General features: G+C 55.4%; 13 protein-coding genes and 1 pseudogene. 9 read left to right on the top strand and 5 right to left on the bottom strand.

The window, feature by feature from the left end; all coding sequences use genetic code 11:
- Nucleotides 1-380 precede the first annotated feature (380 nt).
- Together ACGK9W_RS06055 and ACGK9W_RS06050 are read right to left on the bottom strand one after the other, a co-directional pair.
- A complete protein-coding gene (locus ACGK9W_RS06055; RefSeq protein ID WP_008171127.1) occupies nucleotides 381-1,013 on the bottom strand; it encodes a protein tyrosine phosphatase-like domain-containing protein in 633 nt (210 codons plus the stop codon).
- Nucleotides 1,014-1,060: 47 nt separating this feature from the next.
- Nucleotides 1,061-1,216 (bottom strand): hypothetical protein, encoded by a 156-nt coding sequence (locus ACGK9W_RS06050; protein WP_008171128.1) that lies wholly within the window; start codon nucleotides 1,214-1,216, stop codon nucleotides 1,061-1,063.
- Nucleotides 1,217-1,413: 197 nt separating this feature from the next.
- On the opposite strand from ACGK9W_RS06050, the gene ACGK9W_RS06045 reads away from it, so the two are divergent.
- Nucleotides 1,414-2,007: a Spy/CpxP family protein refolding chaperone gene (locus tag ACGK9W_RS06045; protein ID WP_139043662.1), complete on the top strand. Its 594-nt coding sequence runs from the start codon at nucleotides 1,414-1,416 to the stop codon at nucleotides 2,005-2,007.
- Between the two features lie 405 nt (nucleotides 2,008-2,412).
- On the opposite strand, the gene ACGK9W_RS06040 is transcribed toward ACGK9W_RS06045, so the two are convergent.
- The 3 genes from ACGK9W_RS06040 to ACGK9W_RS06030 all read right to left on the bottom strand — a co-directional run bounded on the left by ACGK9W_RS06040 (nucleotide 2,413) and on the right by ACGK9W_RS06030 (nucleotide 6,255).
- Nucleotides 2,413-2,823 carry an ACT domain-containing protein gene (locus ACGK9W_RS06040; RefSeq protein ID WP_008171134.1) on the bottom strand — a complete coding sequence of 137 codons (411 nt, stop codon included), beginning with the start codon at nucleotides 2,821-2,823 and terminating at the stop codon, nucleotides 2,413-2,415.
- A gap of 196 nt (nucleotides 2,824-3,019) precedes the next feature.
- A complete protein-coding gene (locus ACGK9W_RS06035) occupies nucleotides 3,020-4,756 on the bottom strand; it encodes an isocitrate/isopropylmalate family dehydrogenase (RefSeq protein ID WP_008171135.1) in 1,737 nt (578 codons plus the stop codon).
- Between the two features lie 29 nt (nucleotides 4,757-4,785).
- Nucleotides 4,786-6,255: a malate:quinone oxidoreductase gene (locus tag ACGK9W_RS06030; protein WP_405419695.1), complete on the bottom strand. Its 1,470-nt coding sequence runs from the start codon at nucleotides 6,253-6,255 to the stop codon at nucleotides 4,786-4,788.
- Between the two features lie 277 nt (nucleotides 6,256-6,532).
- Here ACGK9W_RS06030 and ACGK9W_RS06025 point away from each other — a divergent pair, with 277 nt between their 5' ends.
- The 8 genes and pseudogenes from ACGK9W_RS06025 to ACGK9W_RS05990 all read left to right on the top strand — a co-directional run bounded on the left by ACGK9W_RS06025 (nucleotide 6,533) and on the right by ACGK9W_RS05990 (nucleotide 18,166).
- A complete protein-coding gene (locus ACGK9W_RS06025) occupies nucleotides 6,533-7,717 on the top strand; it encodes a thiamine pyrophosphate-dependent dehydrogenase E1 component subunit alpha (protein ID WP_008171137.1) in 1,185 nt (394 codons plus the stop codon).
- 1 nt (nucleotide 7,718) lies between these two features.
- Nucleotides 7,719-8,696, top strand: a pseudogene (locus tag ACGK9W_RS06020) (alpha-ketoacid dehydrogenase subunit beta).
- A 26-nt stretch (nucleotides 8,697-8,722) separates the two neighbouring features.
- Entirely contained in the window at nucleotides 8,723-10,333 is a 1,611-nt protein-coding gene (locus ACGK9W_RS06015; RefSeq protein ID WP_405419692.1) for a dihydrolipoyllysine-residue acetyltransferase, read from the top strand.
- A gap of 9 nt (nucleotides 10,334-10,342) precedes the next feature.
- On the top strand, nucleotides 10,343-12,181 hold the full coding sequence (locus tag ACGK9W_RS06010; protein WP_405419689.1) for a protein kinase domain-containing protein: 1,839 nt from the start codon (nucleotides 10,343-10,345) through the stop codon (nucleotides 12,179-12,181).
- A gap of 288 nt (nucleotides 12,182-12,469) precedes the next feature.
- Entirely contained in the window at nucleotides 12,470-13,435 is a 966-nt protein-coding gene (locus ACGK9W_RS06005; RefSeq protein WP_008171143.1) for an ABC transporter substrate-binding protein, read from the top strand.
- A gap of 256 nt (nucleotides 13,436-13,691) precedes the next feature.
- Nucleotides 13,692-15,557: a methyl-accepting chemotaxis protein gene (locus tag ACGK9W_RS06000; protein WP_405419684.1), complete on the top strand. Its 1,866-nt coding sequence runs from the start codon at nucleotides 13,692-13,694 to the stop codon at nucleotides 15,555-15,557.
- Nucleotides 15,558-15,673: 116 nt separating this feature from the next.
- Nucleotides 15,674-16,552, top strand: a complete 879-nt coding sequence (locus tag ACGK9W_RS05995) for a peptidoglycan-binding protein (protein WP_227507772.1) — start codon at nucleotides 15,674-15,676, stop codon at nucleotides 16,550-16,552.
- A gap of 288 nt (nucleotides 16,553-16,840) precedes the next feature.
- On the top strand, nucleotides 16,841-18,166 hold the full coding sequence (locus tag ACGK9W_RS05990) for an IS1182 family transposase (protein ID WP_053112091.1): 1,326 nt from the start codon (nucleotides 16,841-16,843) through the stop codon (nucleotides 18,164-18,166).
- Nucleotides 18,167-18,401: the final 235 nt, after the last annotated feature.

The following is an 18,401-nucleotide window of genomic DNA, read 5'->3' as shown; positions in this document are numbered from 1 at the left end:
GTAACAGTAAATCGTAAGCTAATCATTGAGGCCAACATAAGTCACACATTGATCTGGGATCAGGCTTGCGCCAGATCAATATGCAACATCACGCGGATTCCGAGGCCAGCTAAGGAACTTCTCCTTCCAGTGAGACAGGTAACTCCTCACTTTTTCAGAGACAGGAGGCCTTCAGCGTATTGTCGCCCTGGTAGACACCCTTGCACCGTGACCGGCAACCGGCTTAAAAAAGCTGGCGCCGAGCGCTCCACAACGCTGTAGCATCTTCACTCGAAACCAGCCCGGTCTTCGGCACGACGTCTTCCAGGCAATCCGCATCCGCTAAGGTCAGTCCCCAGTCGGGTAGAGTATGCGGGGTCGACAACAAGGCCAAGTTCCGCTTATCGGCCAGAATGGCATGTACTCGGGAGGTTGGGTGACCAAAAAATCAGTAGTTCAATAGGTTGAGAGTGTTTTTGCGCTATTTTTCGCGTTTGTCTGCCAGCCCTCATATAGAGATACATCTGTACGGCAAAGACGAGGTAGATGGATAAGAACGGCAGAAAAAACCACAACGGCTCGTTGAGATAGTGCTGCATCAAGCGCCAGACTATCATGTTTTCCAGCGCCATACCCATGGGATAAAGCACGATGAAGCCGCTGTAGCGTGCCCAGGCCAGCAAAGGGTTCGCTTTCTCAAGGTAATACAGATACCTCAAGGTATCCGCGCCGACCCAGGCCACGCCCAAAATCACAATCATCCACTGTGGGCCGAGAGGCAGGAATAAAAATAAGAGAACAGATACTGCGATCCGCGCACCGACCTGGATGAGGCTTGGGACAAACGTTGACCCGGTGTTGCCTCTGGCAGCCGACCACACCTCAATCACAGCCAACCCTTGCGACAGGCCGATCGCGGTCACCAAAGCGGAAACGTTAACCGTGCCGGTGACTGATAAGATCAAAACCAGCGAGATCAGTCCCTGCAAACAGAGCTGAACGATGTTGTAGCAATTCATTGCGCTTGGCTGCATGAGATAACCCAGGAACCCTTCCCTCTAATCCAACATAAGATATTCGGCTACCGCCTGGTGTATACATCACCTGTCGGACAGTTGCTGATCCAAATGCACTTGTCCGCAAACTCTGGAACGATGGAGGAGACCAGCGCATTGTCGTCCAGCTTTCCTTCAGCCACGAGTATATCGGTAAGCAGGCCCGTCATCGACTTGGTCATAGACATAGCTCCGTGATTGCCGGCCTCGTCGAGGTATTGACGGGTGCAGACTCGCAGTAAACGATACTGCGCCCAATACGTTTTTACAAAACGACGGCGCGAGACACATCAGCCAATCCTGGAATCAACTCGTATGAACTAGACTCGGGATATGGAATGGGTCCCTCAGTTCATTCACAAAACAGCGAGAACAAAAAATGAAATTCCAGAAAACTTCGCGCAATTGGCTTGCCCTGGCTCTCTCTCTGGGTCTTTCTGCCACCGCTTTTACGGCGCACGCCCACGAAGGCCCGGCTCCGTCTTCATCGGGCCCTGACACTAGCCAACCGAATGGAGGCACCGCGCAGGGAATGCAGCACCACTACTCTCATAAAAATGGTTATCAAGGACACCATGGCAACAGCGCTCACTCGCGCCATCATGGCATGCACAATCAAGGTGGGATGCATCATGGTATGAACGGCTATCAGGGCACGCCTCGTGGCCCTTCGATGGAGCTTGATCTTGACGATGGCCAACTTGAAGAGATTGCTGGGATTGAAAAGGAGCTGCGATCAGATCTTCAGGAACTGAAGGTCCAAAGGTACGAGGAATCGCTCAAGTTACAGGAGCTTTACGCCGAAGATGAGCTCGATGCGGGCGATATCAATGATCAACAGCAAAAGGTTTTCGACGTCATCAAGGAAATAACGGAATTACAGGTTGAAGCCCAACAGGACATTCGCGACCTGTTGACCTCCGAGCAGAGAACTCAGCTTCAGCGTTCAGGTGGCTGGCTCATGTTGAATTGATCTCACTTTTTCAAGCAGAACACTCAGATAATCAACCCGGGGCAGCGTCGCGGGTTGAGAAGTTTCTAACGTCGTCTACGGGTATTTGCATACGTGCAGTAATGGTTTCTGCATACGTCCGTGAAAGCCTCTTTCAAGTACACTAATCATTAGCTTGAACACAATGCATCGACAAACGATGTTTGCCCGCTGCAACTGATCGATGGGAGAAGCCTCTGCAAAACGGAAGCAGGATCCATCGAAAAACCATTGGAGGTTTTCAAACTTATGAACGTCATCCCTGTGATCACCCTATTTGGCGGCTTGGCTGCATTTTTCGCTCTGGCCGTAACACTGAGATACGCCGCCTGCAAAACTCAGGTGGTTGATAAGCAGAACGACAACCAACTCGCTGGCTCATAAAAGCTAGCCACCCGGATTACTGGCAAGCTCTTTAAGCGCTCTCATCGCCTCATCAATGCGATCGCTAGGCACAAACATGTGATCGTGATAGAACCCTGCTATCACGTTAGTGGTAATGCCCCGTTCAGCCAATAGGCTTGTGACGACAGATGTGAGCCCGAGAGCTTCAAGGCTGGAGTGGCCCTCCAGAGTGATGCGACGGAATACTCTGTAGTAGTCCAGGCCTTCGGTCTTGGCCTCATCTAGAGGAATGACCAGGGTAAGGCCTTCCAGTTCGGCAATGCTGACAATGGGCTTGAGGTGTTCCAGTTCACCGTACTTTGCCTTTGGCACCGTGCAGTAGACATAAGTTGTCGAATCCAGTGTTGGCGAGAGCTGCTTGATCAATTCCTGAAGAAATTCGCTTCGCATCATGTTTACTATCCTTTATCGAAAGGTCATGGTCATGGTCATAACAAAAACTTAGCACTTTCTGCAGGCTACCAAAGCAGAATACTCGTTTTTCCTCCCCATTAACTTTTTCAGGGCACCGTTAAGCTTGGCGGCATGCTGATTCAGGGCAATATCGTCAAATACGGTTGGAAAGCCGGCGCTCCGATGATTCAGACGCTCACTGGAGCGCTTTTTCCACCGCCTCCAGAAAGCCAATCATATCCACCACTTGTTCAGACTCCGGATCAACGGTTTTTCCTTTCAGATCGGCAGTAACGATGCCGCTGTCCACCGTGTCGGTTAATGCCGCTTTCAATTGAACGGCGTATTGGCTCAAAGGCTCGTTGCCTTCCCGCTCACCCAGGGTTTCCAGAGCGTTGCCCAGCGCAAAAATCAGGGCCGACGGGTTGAAATGAGCTACCTTACCGTCGCTCTCGAGATACTTCAGGTAAAGATCATGGGCGGTGCCATGGGGCGCCTCGAACAGCATGGTTCCGTCTTTGCTCTCGATGATTGAACTGGCCGTCGCCAGGCTTCCCCCGAGAGCGGCGGAAATGTCCGAGAAGATATCGCCGTCGAGGTTCTGGGAGGGATAAAGCGCATTTCTCGGTGGATCCGTGATCATCTTTTTAAGCTGGCTGGACGGCCGCATGATCATGAACGAGGGCGGCGGTGTATGCTCGCTGGCCAGTTCCCTACGCACTTCGGTAATGACCTCACTGTAGACTTCGTCGTACTCCATGTACTCGCGCTTAAGACCAAAATACACCTCTTTGTCCTTGCGCGAGGCATCCCGAAAGACTTGCAGAACCCAGTCCTTGATGGCTTCACGGTCATTGGACATAAGCAACATTGGATCGCCTTTCCGAACCCGGCGGGCATGCTTCTCGTCTCCGTCGACGATCACCTTGAGAATGCCATCCTCCTTGGCCGCCATGTTAAAGCTACCATACTGGTCGCCGCCGCCAGCGCTCATCCGTGAGATGGACACATGAGCCCCGCGGCCTGGAATGCCGAATTCCTTAAGTTGGTTCACCAGCTTGAGCAGTTTGCGCCCGGTGGTGTTATCCGGCACGCCCCAGAGCGCACGCTCCGGCGGATTGGAAACAATGCGGGCTGCCTGGGCATCAATCAGTTCGTAGTAGTAATTCAGCCCCAGGTCTTCAATCTGCTTCTTGTAGTCACTGTGATAGATGTCCTCGATCACCGAGCGCATGGCCCCATCGTAGCCGGGGATCACCGTATCCTTGAGGCCGAGGTATACGTCTCGTTTTTCTGCGATTGCACGCTGGAAAAAGCGATGCGCCCAGGCTTTCACATCCTCGATGTCATTCGTCGCAAGCAGCCACGGATCGCCTTTGCGAATCTCTCGCCGATGAAGCTCTACCGGGTCGCCGCTACTGCCCACAAACATCAGCTTGACCACGCCGGTTGCCAGGGAAAGCTGGTTAAAGCTGTCCTTGATGCCGCCGAATTCCATGGTATCCACCTCAATATCACGCCCGACCCACTGGGGACGGCGGATGTTGAGGTTACGGAACTGGATGTCCTCGCGGGTAATATTGCCACTGATGCCCTTGCGGATCGCACCATTGGGGGACTTGGTCGCCAGCGGGTGCAGATTTTCGCCATCCACATCCGGGTGTTTCCTGAGCAAGTCCTCCAACTGCTGGCGGTTTACCGTCATGCCAGCGTTCTTTACACCCACTCCGTGGCGTTGGAGCGAATCGATGGCATCAATAACCACCTGGCCATTGGTCAGCAGCCGGTTTTCCGCAGACAGATCGATTTCCTCAAGCTGAATATCAAGCCGTGAGCTCACAAACTTCTTGAGAATGTGTTCAAACGCAACCTGAGCCATCTCGTCGCCGTGAAGGATTACAAGGGGCGAGGTCACACTGATTCTACTGTCCATGAAAATCTCCCTGCTGTTTGTTGGCCTGGTCAGTCCTGCTGCGATGCCGACTGCTTGATCCCTAGCCGTTCATTGACGGCATCCCGGATCTCCCGGTAACGCTCGGGATTTTTCGCCAGGAAATCCAGATTGTCCTCGGGGAATATCTCTTTTTTCTTTTTGCCGGCTTCATCACTGTTAAAAATAGACGGCAAAAGCTGTTCAAGGCAACGTAGCATGACTTCCGGCGATACCGACGCACCAGGCGATGCACCCAGGAGCGTGCCGTAGGTCTTGTCTTTCGAGACGAGGATCTCTGTACCCATTTGCAGATCTCCATCGCGGATGATCTGAACCCGCTGCCCGGCCTCAACCGCTTTCCAGTTGAACTTCTTGCTCATGCCCGGTGCGAAACTGTCCAGCTCCTCGAACATGCTCTTTTCACCCTTGAAGGTCTCTGAAACCAGATATTTGACCAACGGGAAGTGCTCAATGGCGACATTCAGCAAGCTCGGGATATCGTGGAGGCGCATGGATCGGAGGTAGTCCAGGAACCCCCGGCCCCTCTCCAGCACCGGTTTAAACGAGGCAAAAGGACCAAACAGAAGATAATACCTATCATCCGAAACCCGCAGGTCCAGATGGGGAACGGACATCGGAGGCGCACCCACTTTCGCCTTTCCGTAAGTTTTCGCTCTGTACTGCTCGGCCTGTTCGGCGGTGATCTCGGCCTGCAGGAACCGTCCGCCGACGGGAAAACCGGTGAAGCGGCGCGCGAAAGGCAAGTGACTCTTTTTCAGGATCGGGAAGGCACCGCCGCCGGCACCGACGAAAAGAACGTCGGCCTTGTAGCGGCGATCAACGCCCCTGCTCTGGGTTTCCACAAGCCAGCTTCCGGCGGGGCTGCGATGCACTCGCTTGACGTGCGTCCCGTATTCAATTTTCACCCCAAGATCGTCAACAGCATGCTTGGCCATTTGCTCTGTGAGGGCGCCAAAGTTGACGTCCGTGCCCGTCTCGATAACGGTCGCCGCCATTTTCTCGTGTCTGGGCCGCTCCTCCATGGTGTATGGAATCCAGCTCTTGATCTCGTCGAAATCCTCGGAGTAACGCATCTGTTCGAAGAAATGGTGGGACGACATCTCATTGAACCGGAGCTTCAGTTCCTGAATAGACGGCTCGGAGACGATGGTGCAGTGCTTGGTCTGGTTGATAAACGATTTGGGGTCTTTGATGGCCCCTTTCTGGATCAGGTACGCCCAGAACTGCTTGGCCACATTGAACTGAGCGTGAATCTTCACCGCCTTTTCGACTGAAATAACCTCTTCGTCCACCGGCGTATAGTTCAGCTCACAATTCGCCTCGTGCCCGGTTCCGGCGTTATTGAACACCCAGGAGTTGCCTGCCCCGGGGCCGTCCAGTCTTTCGAGAATGGTGATATCCAGTTCCGGTGCCAGTTCTTTCGCGAGGGTCGCGAAAGTTGTGCCCATGATCCCTGCGCCAATGATGATTACGTTCATTAAAACCTACCCACGTGAGTCGAATGTCTGAACAAGGTTGGAAAAGTGTGTGTATTGACGGTAGCACGCTTCGGCAGACACGGAAAACGCGTGCCGAGCGTTCATTAACAAAGGAAATTTCTGAACAGAAGGGTCTACCCCTGTTTCGCAGTTTACGTTAAGGTAAACATGAACTGGCGGGAATCACACCAGATTTCGCCAGGCTGTCTACAATGACATTAACTACACTCCCACAAGGAGTGTTTGTTCCTCAGGCCACTACCCCAGGAAGAGGATTATGACAACAACAAAGTCCAAAGTTGTGTATTCCCCAGTGTTTACCGACGGTGCGGAGTTCCGGATTCCCACCTTCAAACTCCTGAAACAGGACGGCAAGCTCTACAAGAGCGCCAAAGCTCCTGATCTCGACAAAGACAAGGCCCTCCGTATATACCGGGCCATGGTCACTACCCGAATTCTTGACGAGCGAATGCTTGCTGCCCAACGGCAGGGCCGCTTGAGCTTTTACATGCAGTGCACGGGCGAAGAAGCTGCCGTGATCGGCAGTGCCGCAGCACTGGATGATGGCGACATGATCATGGCGCAGTACCGGGAGCAAGGTGCCCTGGCCTACCGCGGCTTTACCATTGATGAATTCATGAACCAGTTGTTCGGCAACGAGATGGACTATGGCAAGGGCCGCCAGATGCCGGTCCACTATGGCTCGAAGAAGCTGAACTACATGACCATTTCCTCGCCGCTGGCCACCCAGATTCCCCAGGCCGCAGGCTATGCCTATGGTCAGAAACTGCGAGGCGAAGGCCTCTGCACGGTTACCTATTTTGGTGAAGGCGCCGCCTCCGAAGGCGACTTTCATGCTGCCCTGAACATGGCTGCGGTTCATCGGGTACCGGTGATCTTCCTGTGCCGCAACAACGGGTATGCCATTTCTACGCCGGCCGCCGAACAGTTTGCTGCCGACGGCGTTGCACCCCGGGCCTACGGCTACAAGATGGACGTGATCCGGGTGGATGGGAACGACATTCTTGCGATGTATCAGGCCACGCAGGAGGCCCGAAAGCTCGCCGTGGAACACAACCGCCCCGTATTGATTGAGGCCATGAGTTATCGCCTGGCTGCCCACTCCTCCTCCGACGATCCATCCGGCTACCGGAGCAAGGATGAAGAAGCCGTGTGGCGCGAGAAAGATCCGATTCTGCGTATGCGCCTCTGGCTGGAAAGCAAGAAATGGTGGAGCGAGGACGACGAAAAGCAGCTCCAGGAAAACATGCGCCGGGAAGTGCTCGAAACCATGAAGCGAGCCCAGAAACGGCCACCACCGCCGCTTGAATCATTGGTGAGCGATGTCTACGACGAGGTGCCACCTGCCCTGGCTGAGCAGTTCGACAAACTAAAGGCGCATATCCGCCGGTACCCGGACGAATACCCGAAGAGTGCCGAACACGCCAAGGGAGGGGCCTGAGATGACCAAGATGAATATGCTCCAGGCCATCAACAATGCCCTCGACACCGCAATGGCGGAAAACGAGCGAGTGCTGTGTTTCGGTGAGGATGTCGGCGTCTTTGGCGGTGTTTTCCGTGCCACCAGCAACCTGCAACAGAAATACGGCAAGGCCCGCTGCTTCAACACGCCTCTAGTAGAGCAAGGCATCATCGGGTTTGCCAACGGCCTTGCGGCCCAAGGGTCGGTGCCGGTGGCCGAGATCCAGTTTGCCGACTATATCTTCCCGGCATTCGATCAGATCGTGAACGAATCCGCCAAGTTCCGCTATCGTTCAGGCAACCTGTTCGACGTGGGTGGGCTGACCATTCGCGCGCCTTACGGCGGCGGCATTGCCGGCGGCCTGTATCACTCACAATCACCGTAAGCCTACTTTGCCCACACCCCGGGTTTGAAAATCGTGGTGCCGCGCAACCCGCATCAGGCCAAAGGGCTGTTGCTCGCAGCTATCCACGATCCCAACCCTACCCTGTTCTTCGAGCCCAAGCGCCTGTACCGGGCCTCGGTGGGTGAGGTGCCAGATGAAGACTACCGCCTGCCTCTGGGCGAGGCCGAAGTCACCAAGGAAGGCACGGATGTAACGATTCTGGGCTGGGGCGCCCAGATGGAAGTGATTGATCAGGCCGTGGAACGGGCCGAGAAAGATGGCATTTCCTGTGAGGTCATCGACCTCAGGACCATTTTGCCCTGGGATGTGGAAACCGTCGCCAACTCCGTGTTCAAGACCGGAAGGCTGGTGGTCACCCACGAAGCTCCCCTGACCGGCGGATTCGCCGGTGAAATCGCCGCCACGATTCAGGAGCGCTGTTTCCTGTATCTGGAGTCTCCGATCGCTCGGGTAACCGGGATGGACACCCCCTTCCCGCTGGTGCTGGAAAAAGAGCACCTACCCAACCACCTGAAGGTCTACGAGGCCATCAGGGCGAGCGTTGAATTCTAGGCTGATATCAGGACAGGAGAGCGACTATGAGTGATTTTATACTGCCCGATATCGGCGAAGGTATCGTGGAATGTGAACTGGTCAAATGGCTGGTGAGCGAAGGCGATGTCATCGAGGAAGATCAGCCAGTGGCCGAGGTAATGACCGACAAGGCCCTGGTGGAAATTCCGGCACCCTACAAGGGCCGTGTGACCCGCCTTTATTACAAGGAAGGCGATATCGCCAAGGTCCACGCCCCGCTGTTTGAGCTGGTGGATGAGAGCGAAAGCGATGGCCAGGCGCCGGCGGCCAGTTCTCCGGAGCCTGCCGAAGCAAAGCCGGCTCCCGAGGCGGAAAAACAGCCGGCCTCCGGCGCCGAATCGGACGATAACGCCACCGAAGACTTTATCCTGCCGGATATCGGCGAAGGCATCGTTGAGTGCGAGGTGGTGGAATGGCGCGTTGCCGAAGGTGACGAAATCGAGGAAGACCAGCCTGTTGTGGACGTTATGACCGACAAGGCCATGGTCGAGATTACCGCACCCAAAGCCGGGCGTGTGACCAAGCTTTACCATCAACAGCAGGCTATGGCCAAGGTTCATGCCCCGCTGTTTGCGTTCATTCCCCGGGATCGTGAAGAGCCGGAGGAAGCTAGAACCAAACCGGAGCCCGCGGTTCAACTCTCAACCGCGACAGCCTCGCCTGTCGCTACGGCCAGCCGACAGCGTATTCCGGCCAGCCCTGCCGTTCGCCGTCTGGTTCGGGAGCATGAGCTCAACCTCTCGGATATTCAGGGATCCGGCAAAGATGGCCGTGTTCTGAAAGCCGATGTACTGGCTCATATCGAGGAAGGCCCGAAACAGGCCCACGTCCAGGCACAGAACCAGGCTCCCGCCGACGATGCGCAAACTGCCACCACCAGCAGTGCCCGCAGGGTGCCTGCCGCCGAACAGGAAGCGCGAGTCGAACCCATCCGCGGAATAAAAGCTGCGATGGCGAAAAGCATGGTCAAATCGGCCACCACCATTCCTCACTTTATCTACAGCGAGGATATTGATGTCACCGATTTGCTCAAGCTGCGGGAACAACTGAAACCGGAGGCAGAAGCGCGGGGCTCAAGGCTGACGCTCATGCCCTTCTTCATGAAGGCCATGGCCCTGGCGGTTCAGGAATTCCCGGTTCTCAACAGCCAGCTCAACGATGACGTCACGGAGATTCACTACCTGCCCCAGTGCAATATCGGTATGGCGGTGGATGGCAAAGCCGGCCTGACGGTGCCGAACATCAAAGGCGTGGAAAGCCTCTCGTTGTTGGGCATTGCCGACGAGGTTGCGCGCCTGACCGAGGCAGCCCGATCTGGCCGCGTCAGCCAGGAAGACCTCAAGGGCGGCACCATTACGATCTCCAACATTGGCGCATTGGGCGGAACTTACACCGCGCCAATTATCAACGCGCCGGAAGTGGCCATCGTTGCCCTTGGGCGCACCCAGAAACTGCCCCGGTTTGACGCCAACGGCCAGGTGGTGGAGCGCGCCATCATGACCGTGAGCTGGGCCGGCGACCATCGCATTATCGACGGCGGCACCATCGCCCGGTTCTGCAACCGCTGGAAGGGCTACCTCGAATCGCCCCAAACCATGCTCCTGCATATGGGCTGACGTTTCATCATGGCGCAGAAGACGCAACTGCAGCAGTTCTACATACCCGAAGAGCAGTCGATCTACCTGCTCAGCCATGATGATGCCAAAAAGCTCAAAGACTGGGTGGCGCTCTGCGCCGCCCAGCTCCGCCAACTCGGCTACCAGAACATAGAGCTGATTGGCAAGGGTGCTTACGGCTTTGTATTCTCAGGCCGTCTGCCCGGCACCGCAGCCGGGGGCCCGGAACATGTTTTCAAATTCACCCGCATCAACCTGCCTCGGCATCTTCAGGACCGGCTTGAAGATGAAGCCTACATTCTGGAGCAGGTCCGCCATCCCAGGGTGCCACGGCTGATTTCCTACCAAAGAGCCAATAACCAGCCGATTCTGGTGATGGAGCGTGCTGCCGGATTAAATCTGGAAGAGGTTTCCCTGCGTGATGGTCGTCTGAAACCACGGCTCATCATGCGCATCGCGGACCAGCTGGCCGACACCCTGCGAAACCTTCGCCGTGAAAATGGACCGGCTGGCAGACCAATCGTTCATGGCGACATCAAACCTTCCAATCTGGTCTTCGACGCCAGCACCGAAAACATTGCCCTGATTGACTGGGGCTCTTCCGTGTTTGCTCAGTTGGACGCCAACCAGCAATTCATCACCGCCAACGTGATGGAGCTGATGTCCGACAACCTCCAGCAAACAAACGCACGGCTCGGGGATGTGTATTTTATCGGCGAGGAACAGCTCAACGGCGGGCTGTCGTCTCCCCGTTTCGATGAACAGGGAGCAGCCGGCACGCTCTATGCCCTGGCGTCAGCCCAATCCTGCCGCTTTGGCCATCGGGCCATCCCGGCCACCTCACTGGGCCTGCCCATGGAATTCGCGCGCATGCTGGATGGCATGCTGTCACCGGATCCGGAAACTCGCCGTAAGGCCGGCGATTACTATCTGACAGAGATGCCGCGTATGGCCCGCACGGTGATGATCGATCTGCCGGAAACCCCGGTCGCGGCCCAGGTACCCGTGTGGGTGCGTGCCTCTGACCAGGAAATTGACACCGTGGTTTACAGCTCGCGTAAATCCTTTCTCAGGGAGGAAGGCGCACCGGAAACCCTCAACGACGTCAATGACGTACAGCTGGACCGCTACTACAAGAATTTCATGCAGGGCATGGGCGAAACCGAAAAGGCGTTTCTGGCAGCCGTGAGCCGGCTCGGGCGCTACCCGGTGGAAGGTGGACTGGCCGTGCGCTGGGAAACCGATGGCATCTACATCGACACTTCCCTGAATCTGCACGATCCTGCCTTGAAGTCGGCGTTTGTGCAGGCCGTCAACAATATGGTTTTCCTGGCCCAGGCCATTTACCGCAAGGGGATTTTCAAAAGCTGTCTGTTCAACGCCCGCAATACCTTGCACGTTGATCGCGATGAACCAACCCACCCCTTTGTTGTATCACCCGATATGAAATTGCACTACGAGGTAAGCCCCGCGCCTGAGGTTGAAGACGAAAGCCGGGTCCACTCTTACTTCGAGGACGGCCCGGACCCGGAGGAATTCCTGGTGTTACCCGACACCATTATTCACGCCCTCGAAGAACTCAACGCTATTCACCACACTGGCATGATCATCTTCGAAGCCCTGCCCCGCCATCTTAAAATCCACAGCCACTATCGGCTACTTGATCCGGACCGGGAACAGGAGTTCCGCCGATTGTTGGACGTAATCCTGTCATCGGTGGAGCAGATTACCGGCCTGGGCGTTTCCGGGTTCACGAAGATGCCCTACAAGGACACCCGCTTCTTCCCTCACATCGAACGCCTCCCTGAGCGGTATTACCCACGCAATCCAAGGACCGAGATCGCGTAAACCTCGGCCCAGACTCGCTTTTCCATGTCCGATTTTTCGGACGCAATTGTCCGGCAAATCAAACACATTCAGCCCAGCACGCCGCCAACTGTCCAGTACACCGGACACTTCACGCTAAAAACGGGAAAGCAAACCCTCCATATCATTAAAAAACTCTTATTTTCAGTGAGTTGGCTAACTGGCACGGTTTCTGTATTCAAGCCGGTCACAATTATAAAAACTGCCTGAAGAACAAATCGTTAAGTATTCGGTTTTTCAACCTTGCTCGGACAATAATAAGGAACAACTATGCGTTTACTCTTCCTGGCTCTTTTGCTGGTCAGTCCCCTGTGTTTTGGCAAAACCGTCGTCGTCATCCAGAGTTACCACCTCGAGTACAAATGGGACGCGGACTATATCGACGCGGTCCGGTCCGTGCTCGGGCAGGATCACGACCTTCACGTGTTCGAACTCGACACCAAGCGCCTGTCGAAACCGGAATGGCCACAGAAAGTGGCTGAAATCCAGAGCAAAATTGCAAACGTTAATCCCGACGTTGCCATTCTGGGTGATGACAACGCCTTTACGTTGATGGCTGACCACCTGGTCGCCCAAAAGATTCCCGTGGTCTTTCTTGGTGTGAATGGTGGCCCCGTTCAGCACCCTACCCTTGAACACCCGCTGGTCACTGGCATCCTCGAACGCCCGTTCTTCTCCGAGAGTATCCGTCACCTGAGAAAGATACTCCGGCAGAAAGAGCGTTTCCTGGTTCTGATGGATGACTCACCTACCATGCGTAATGCGGTGAACGAATACTTTGGTGACAAGCGCCAGGCCACGATCTACGGTTCCGAACTGGACATCGTTCTGACCAACGACAGGGACACCTGGTTGGACACGGTCGTAAATGCCCACGAACGTTATGATGCTGTTGTGTTGGGCACCCACCACACCATCCGTGACAAAGATGGCGAGTACGTCATACCCTACGATCTGCTGAAGGAAGCATTTTATCGGGCTCAGCTCCCACTGTTTTCATTCTGGGATATCTTTGTTGGCGAAGAACAAAGCATCGGCGGATTCACTATCTCGGCCAAACAAGAGGGGCTCACCGCAGCCAGGCTGGCCTCGTTGATCCTCAATGGCATGAGACCCGATCAGATACCGCAGCTTAAATCCCTAAGTGGGCATTACGTGTACAGTGCGAGCGGCCTTGAACACTGGAATCTTGATCTCTCCCCCATGATTGCGAGCCAGGCCAACTTTGTCGAGTAACCGGGGCGCCGCTCAACCAGAGACGGCTGCGCCCAAATGAAACACCGGCCTTAAGGCTTCAGGTTTCAGTAGCGCTGCCGATAATCACTAAAACAACTTACTGAAGGATGACGTTTTGGCTTCCTCTGTCCTCTCATCTATAGAGCGTAAATTGGGTGTCCCAGGGAAACTGTTGATTGCGCCGGTATTCATTCTTTTGCTCTTTGCCTCGGTAACTTTTTTCAGTGTTTATGAATTCCAGGAACTAGACCGTCGAATGAACACCGTCGCCAGGGACTTGGCACCGGACACCTCTATTGGGACCGAATCGGTCATCAGCGTCTATCGGATGCGCCTGCGTGTTTTCGACTATTTCACCACTGGCGATGAAGAAACCCTTGCCCACTTCGGCGAGCTAGAAGCCGAGTTCAATGAGGTGATGGCGAGAGCGCAGGAGAACATCCAGGACCCTGGTGCGGCCAAACTGGTGGATCGGATCAAGACCACCACCGATGAATACATCAAGGCATTCCGGAACGAGCTGGTTCCGGCCAAACGCCAGGTCCTGAAAATTATCAAGGATGAGCTGGACGTATACGGTCCAAATGCCACCAAGGCATTGCGGATGGCCCTTAACGGGGTTGCCAACAGGGAACCCGAAAGCGATTTGAGGGCCGGCCTCGAGCAACTGCTGAACGATGCCATGGTCATGCAATTGACCGCCCAACGCTACCTGACCAACGGCGATGAGGATTCCCGCAAGGCTCTCGGTTGGGCCATCGAAGACCTGACCGATGCACTGGAGCTGCTGCAACCTGAAAATGGCCCGGACTTTGTGCAGGTGTACATGCAAACCGTTGTCGAAGAGCTGGCAAACTATCAGGCTGCAGTTCAGAGAATGGTGGAACAGCAGAATATCGTCGTCAGCGTCAAGGCAGACCGACTCGATGTACTCGGGCCCGAAATCGCCCGCATGGCGCGCGAGTTGGAGGCCAGTATTTTCGCGTCTCTCGAGATGGAAGCGGATGAGGCAACGGCTGCCACTGATCTTGCACTCAAATTCACGCTCATCGCATTTGTGGCTTCTGCGGTTCTCGGATTGATCGTTGCGGTATTGATGAGTCGCTTGATGGGCTCAAGCGTGAAGCGTGCGAAAACAGAAATTCTGGGCTACCTCGACGACATCGCCAACAATAACGGCGACTTGTCCACCAGGCTGACCCCGGGTCGCCCAGACGAAATCGGTGACTTCATCGACGCAGTCAACACCTTCCTGCAAACGCTCGAGGAAACGATTTCCCGAATTGTGACGGCGTCTCGCCAACTGACAGGCGAGTCCGAATCACTCTCCGGCATCACAGAGCGTACAACCGCCAATTCGGAGCAACAGCGCGACCAGATCACGCAGGTGTCTGCCGCCATGCAGGAAATGGTGTCCACCTCCGAAGAGATCGCCTCGAACACCAGCGAAACTGACGAATCGGCCCGTAAGGCCTCATCGCTTGCGGATTCCGGACAGGAAACCGTTGGCTCAGCCATTCGGGCGGTTACCAACCTCGCCAATCAGGTTGAGAAAGGGTCTACCCGGATCCAACAACTGGAGAACGAATCGGCCGAAATCGGCAATGTGCTGGCTGTTATCCAGAGCATTGCTGAGCAAACGAACCTTCTGGCGCTAAATGCCGCCATTGAGGCGGCTCGAGCCGGTGACGCCGGGCGGGGATTTGCCGTGGTTGCCGATGAAGTTCGAGGACTGGCCAAGCGCGTTCAGGAATCGACCGTCGATATCGAGCGGATTGTGTCCCAGCTCCAGAGTGGCGCGGCCGGCGCAGTAGTGGACATGAGCAAGGCCAAGCAGATGGCCGAAGAGGCCAGCGAGGAGGCAAGCAAGTCGGGCGAAGCCTTGACGGATATTCTCGCGGCGGTCAACAGCATCGTTGAAATGACCACCCAGATTGCGAGTGCAACCGAGCAGCAGAGAGCGACCGCCGCGGAGATGACCCAGAACGTGGAAATAAGCAGTGGCGCAATTGAGGAACTGGCCGGAGACATTTCCCAGGTGAATCACTCAAGCCGCTCTCTGGCGAACATGGCTGATGAATTGAATACGCTCGTGCGACGCTTCAGGGCCAGTGAATCCTGAACAGACAATGGTTGCAGATGTTAACCAATTCACGAGAGCGCAGATGATTACCTGATACCTTTGGGTTTCAAGTTACACAATGTAACCGGAAACGGACTGCCCGGAGGTATCCCGCCATGACGCGCTCTCAATCACCCAAGAGGCAAGGCGTTCGCGGCCCTGTCATTGCCATGCTGACAGCGGCTGCCTGCCTCGGCACTGCCCAAGCCGCCGAACCCGAAAAAGTCATTTTCGCCGCCGAAAATGCTCTTTACGGTGCCGGTCATGACATCGGACGCGCGGATGGCTGGATTGATGAGCAACTCCGAGCTGCCATACGCGCCTATCAAGCTCAAAATGGGCTCCAAACCAACGGCAACCTGGATACGGCAACACTGAAAGCGCTCGGCGTGACCAAAACATCCAGCGCAACCATCACTGCAAATTCAGTCGGCAGTCGAAAGGCGTCATTGGCACAGCTCGGTTTGTCCCTCCCCGAGCCCGCGCCCAATACCCCGACCATTGCCAGGGCTGAACCAAAGCCTTCGCCAGAACCTACCCCGGCCCCCATTCAAAAATCTTCCGAACAGGGCGAGCCAACAACTTCGCTCGATGCCGAACCTGATGAAAACCAGATAGATACTGAGGGAACTTCGAAAAAACCTGAAGTGAAGGCACAAGAAAAAGTGGCGGAAGCAGCCCCGACAACACCCGAACCGGTAGCTTCAGAGCCCCCTGCTCCCATTTCAGCTCCAGCTCCCGTGCCGGAACCTGCGGTCGCCGAGGAAACTTCACCAGAAGCCACCAAAGAACCAGCCCCGGTGCTGGCCCAGCTCCCTTCAGAGCCCACCAGTGCGGGCCCTACCGAACCGAAAGCAACGGAAATGAAGAAAGCCCAGCCAGTCGAAGGAGAAAACACTGCATCGAAAAATTCCGCGGTTGCCGATAATTCTCAGAGCACCGGCGGCGGGTTTTTCAGCGTCTTGTTCGATTTCTTTTTTGGCTGGCTGGTCTGAGCGTCAACTCTGCAACCGGTCTTTAAAGACTTTCCAGTCAATCACGTTGCCGTCGGAATCGAAGTGGACGTATCCGCGGAAACTCGGGTCATCTTCCCAGGCCTTCACAAAGCCTACGGTTTCACCGGAGTCTGAGACGATCTCAAAGGCTTCGCTGCGGGCATTGGCAATGTCTTTATCAGGCTCTGTATCTGAACGCTTGAGGCTTACGGAGGAGTCTAGGAGTCTGCGCGGCAGAAGCTACATTCTGGCACAATAGATCAAAATTCTTCAGCAACAGGATGACTGATGGGAACCACTTTCCGCCCGTATTCGCCTGGCCAGGAACTGCTTCTTCCCCCGAGCCTGAACGAGTGGCTGCCTGAGGGGCATCTGGCCTATTTTGTCAGTGATGTCGTCGAGGAGCTGGATTTAAGCGCGTTTTATGCCCGCTACGAAGGCAACGGCCGACGCAACTCGCCCTTCGATCCACGAATGATGCTGAAGGTTCTGATCTACGCCTACGCCACCGGCGTTTTCTCTTCACGCAAGATCGCCCGGAAGCTGGAAGAAGACGTGGCCTTCCGGGTTCTGGCGGCAGGCAACTTCCCCAGGCATCGCACGATCTGTGATTTCCGCAAACACCATTTGGTTGCCTTCAAGGCCGTGTTTATTCAGGTGGTCCGGATTGCCCGGGAAGCGGAGCTGATCACGCTGGGAACACTGGCGATTGATGGCACCAAGGTTCGGGCTAATGCCAGCAAGCACAAGGCCATGAGCTATGGCCGCATGGGCGAGGAAGACGATCGTTTATCGAAAGAGATCGATGCACTTTGTCGTCAGGCGCGTCAGACAGACCAGTCGGAAGACCGACAGTTCGGCCCGGATAACCGGGGTGATGAACTGCCTGAAGAGCTTCAGTACCGGCAGGCGCGGCTGGACAAGATTCGTGCCGCCAAAGAGAAATTGGAAGCAGACCAGAAAGAGCGGGACAAGGCCCGGGGTCGGTCCCCGGACGATGATCGGCGCTCACCTCGCGGGGGCCCGAACTTCAAGCGGGATTATGGGGTTCCGGATGACAAGGATCAGAGCAATTTTACCGATCCGCAAAGCCGGATTATGAAAACGGCGGACGGGTTCCAGCAATGCTACAACGGCCAGTTGGCCGTGGATGGTGAATTCCAGCTGATTGTCGCCAACCACCTGGGCAATAATCCCAGTGACAATGGCTGTCTGATACCACTGCTGGATCAGGCAAAAGACACTCTGGAAACCTATCCGGATCAGTGTCTGGCTGACGCGGGTTACCGTAAAGAAGAAGATCTACAGACCCTGGAAGACAAAAGCATCGACGGCTATGTCTCGCTGCGCCGGGAGGGCAAGAAGAGTTCAGAGATAGACGCGAGCCGTTATCCGGCCAGCGCCCGGATGGCCGGGAAGCTGGCCACGGCAACCGGGCGATCGGTTTACGCTCAGCGCAAGCATCTGGTTGAGGCGGTCAACGGCTGGATCAAGCATGTTCTGGGCTTCCGACAGTTCAGTCTGCGGGGCCTTCACGCCGTGCAGGGTGAATGGGATCTGGTCTGTCTGTCGCTTAATCTCAGGCGGATGAGTTCACTGATGAGGCTGAAATAGAGGGTCCGAGGGATCCTTGGGCGTACTGAGTGATCGGACTACGATAACGCATTCGCTGATAACCGTCTTGACTGACTGAATAGAGAGAATCGAGACTCTATTCGGCTGGATATTGTGGATACGTTCTCGGGCCGAACTGTGATTCGACGCGGCGGGGTCACTTGCTCAAAATACTTCTGCCGCGCAGACCCCTAGGGGCAAGTTGCTTTGAAGGAATTCCTGGATCATCGTCGAG

This window comes from Marinobacter flavimaris, assembly GCF_045057155.1.
Taxonomy (GTDB): domain Bacteria; phylum Pseudomonadota; class Gammaproteobacteria; order Pseudomonadales; family Oleiphilaceae; genus Marinobacter; species Marinobacter manganoxydans.
The sequence above is the reverse complement of the archived record's forward strand: the minus strand, read 5'-3'. Positions and strand labels throughout refer to the sequence as shown.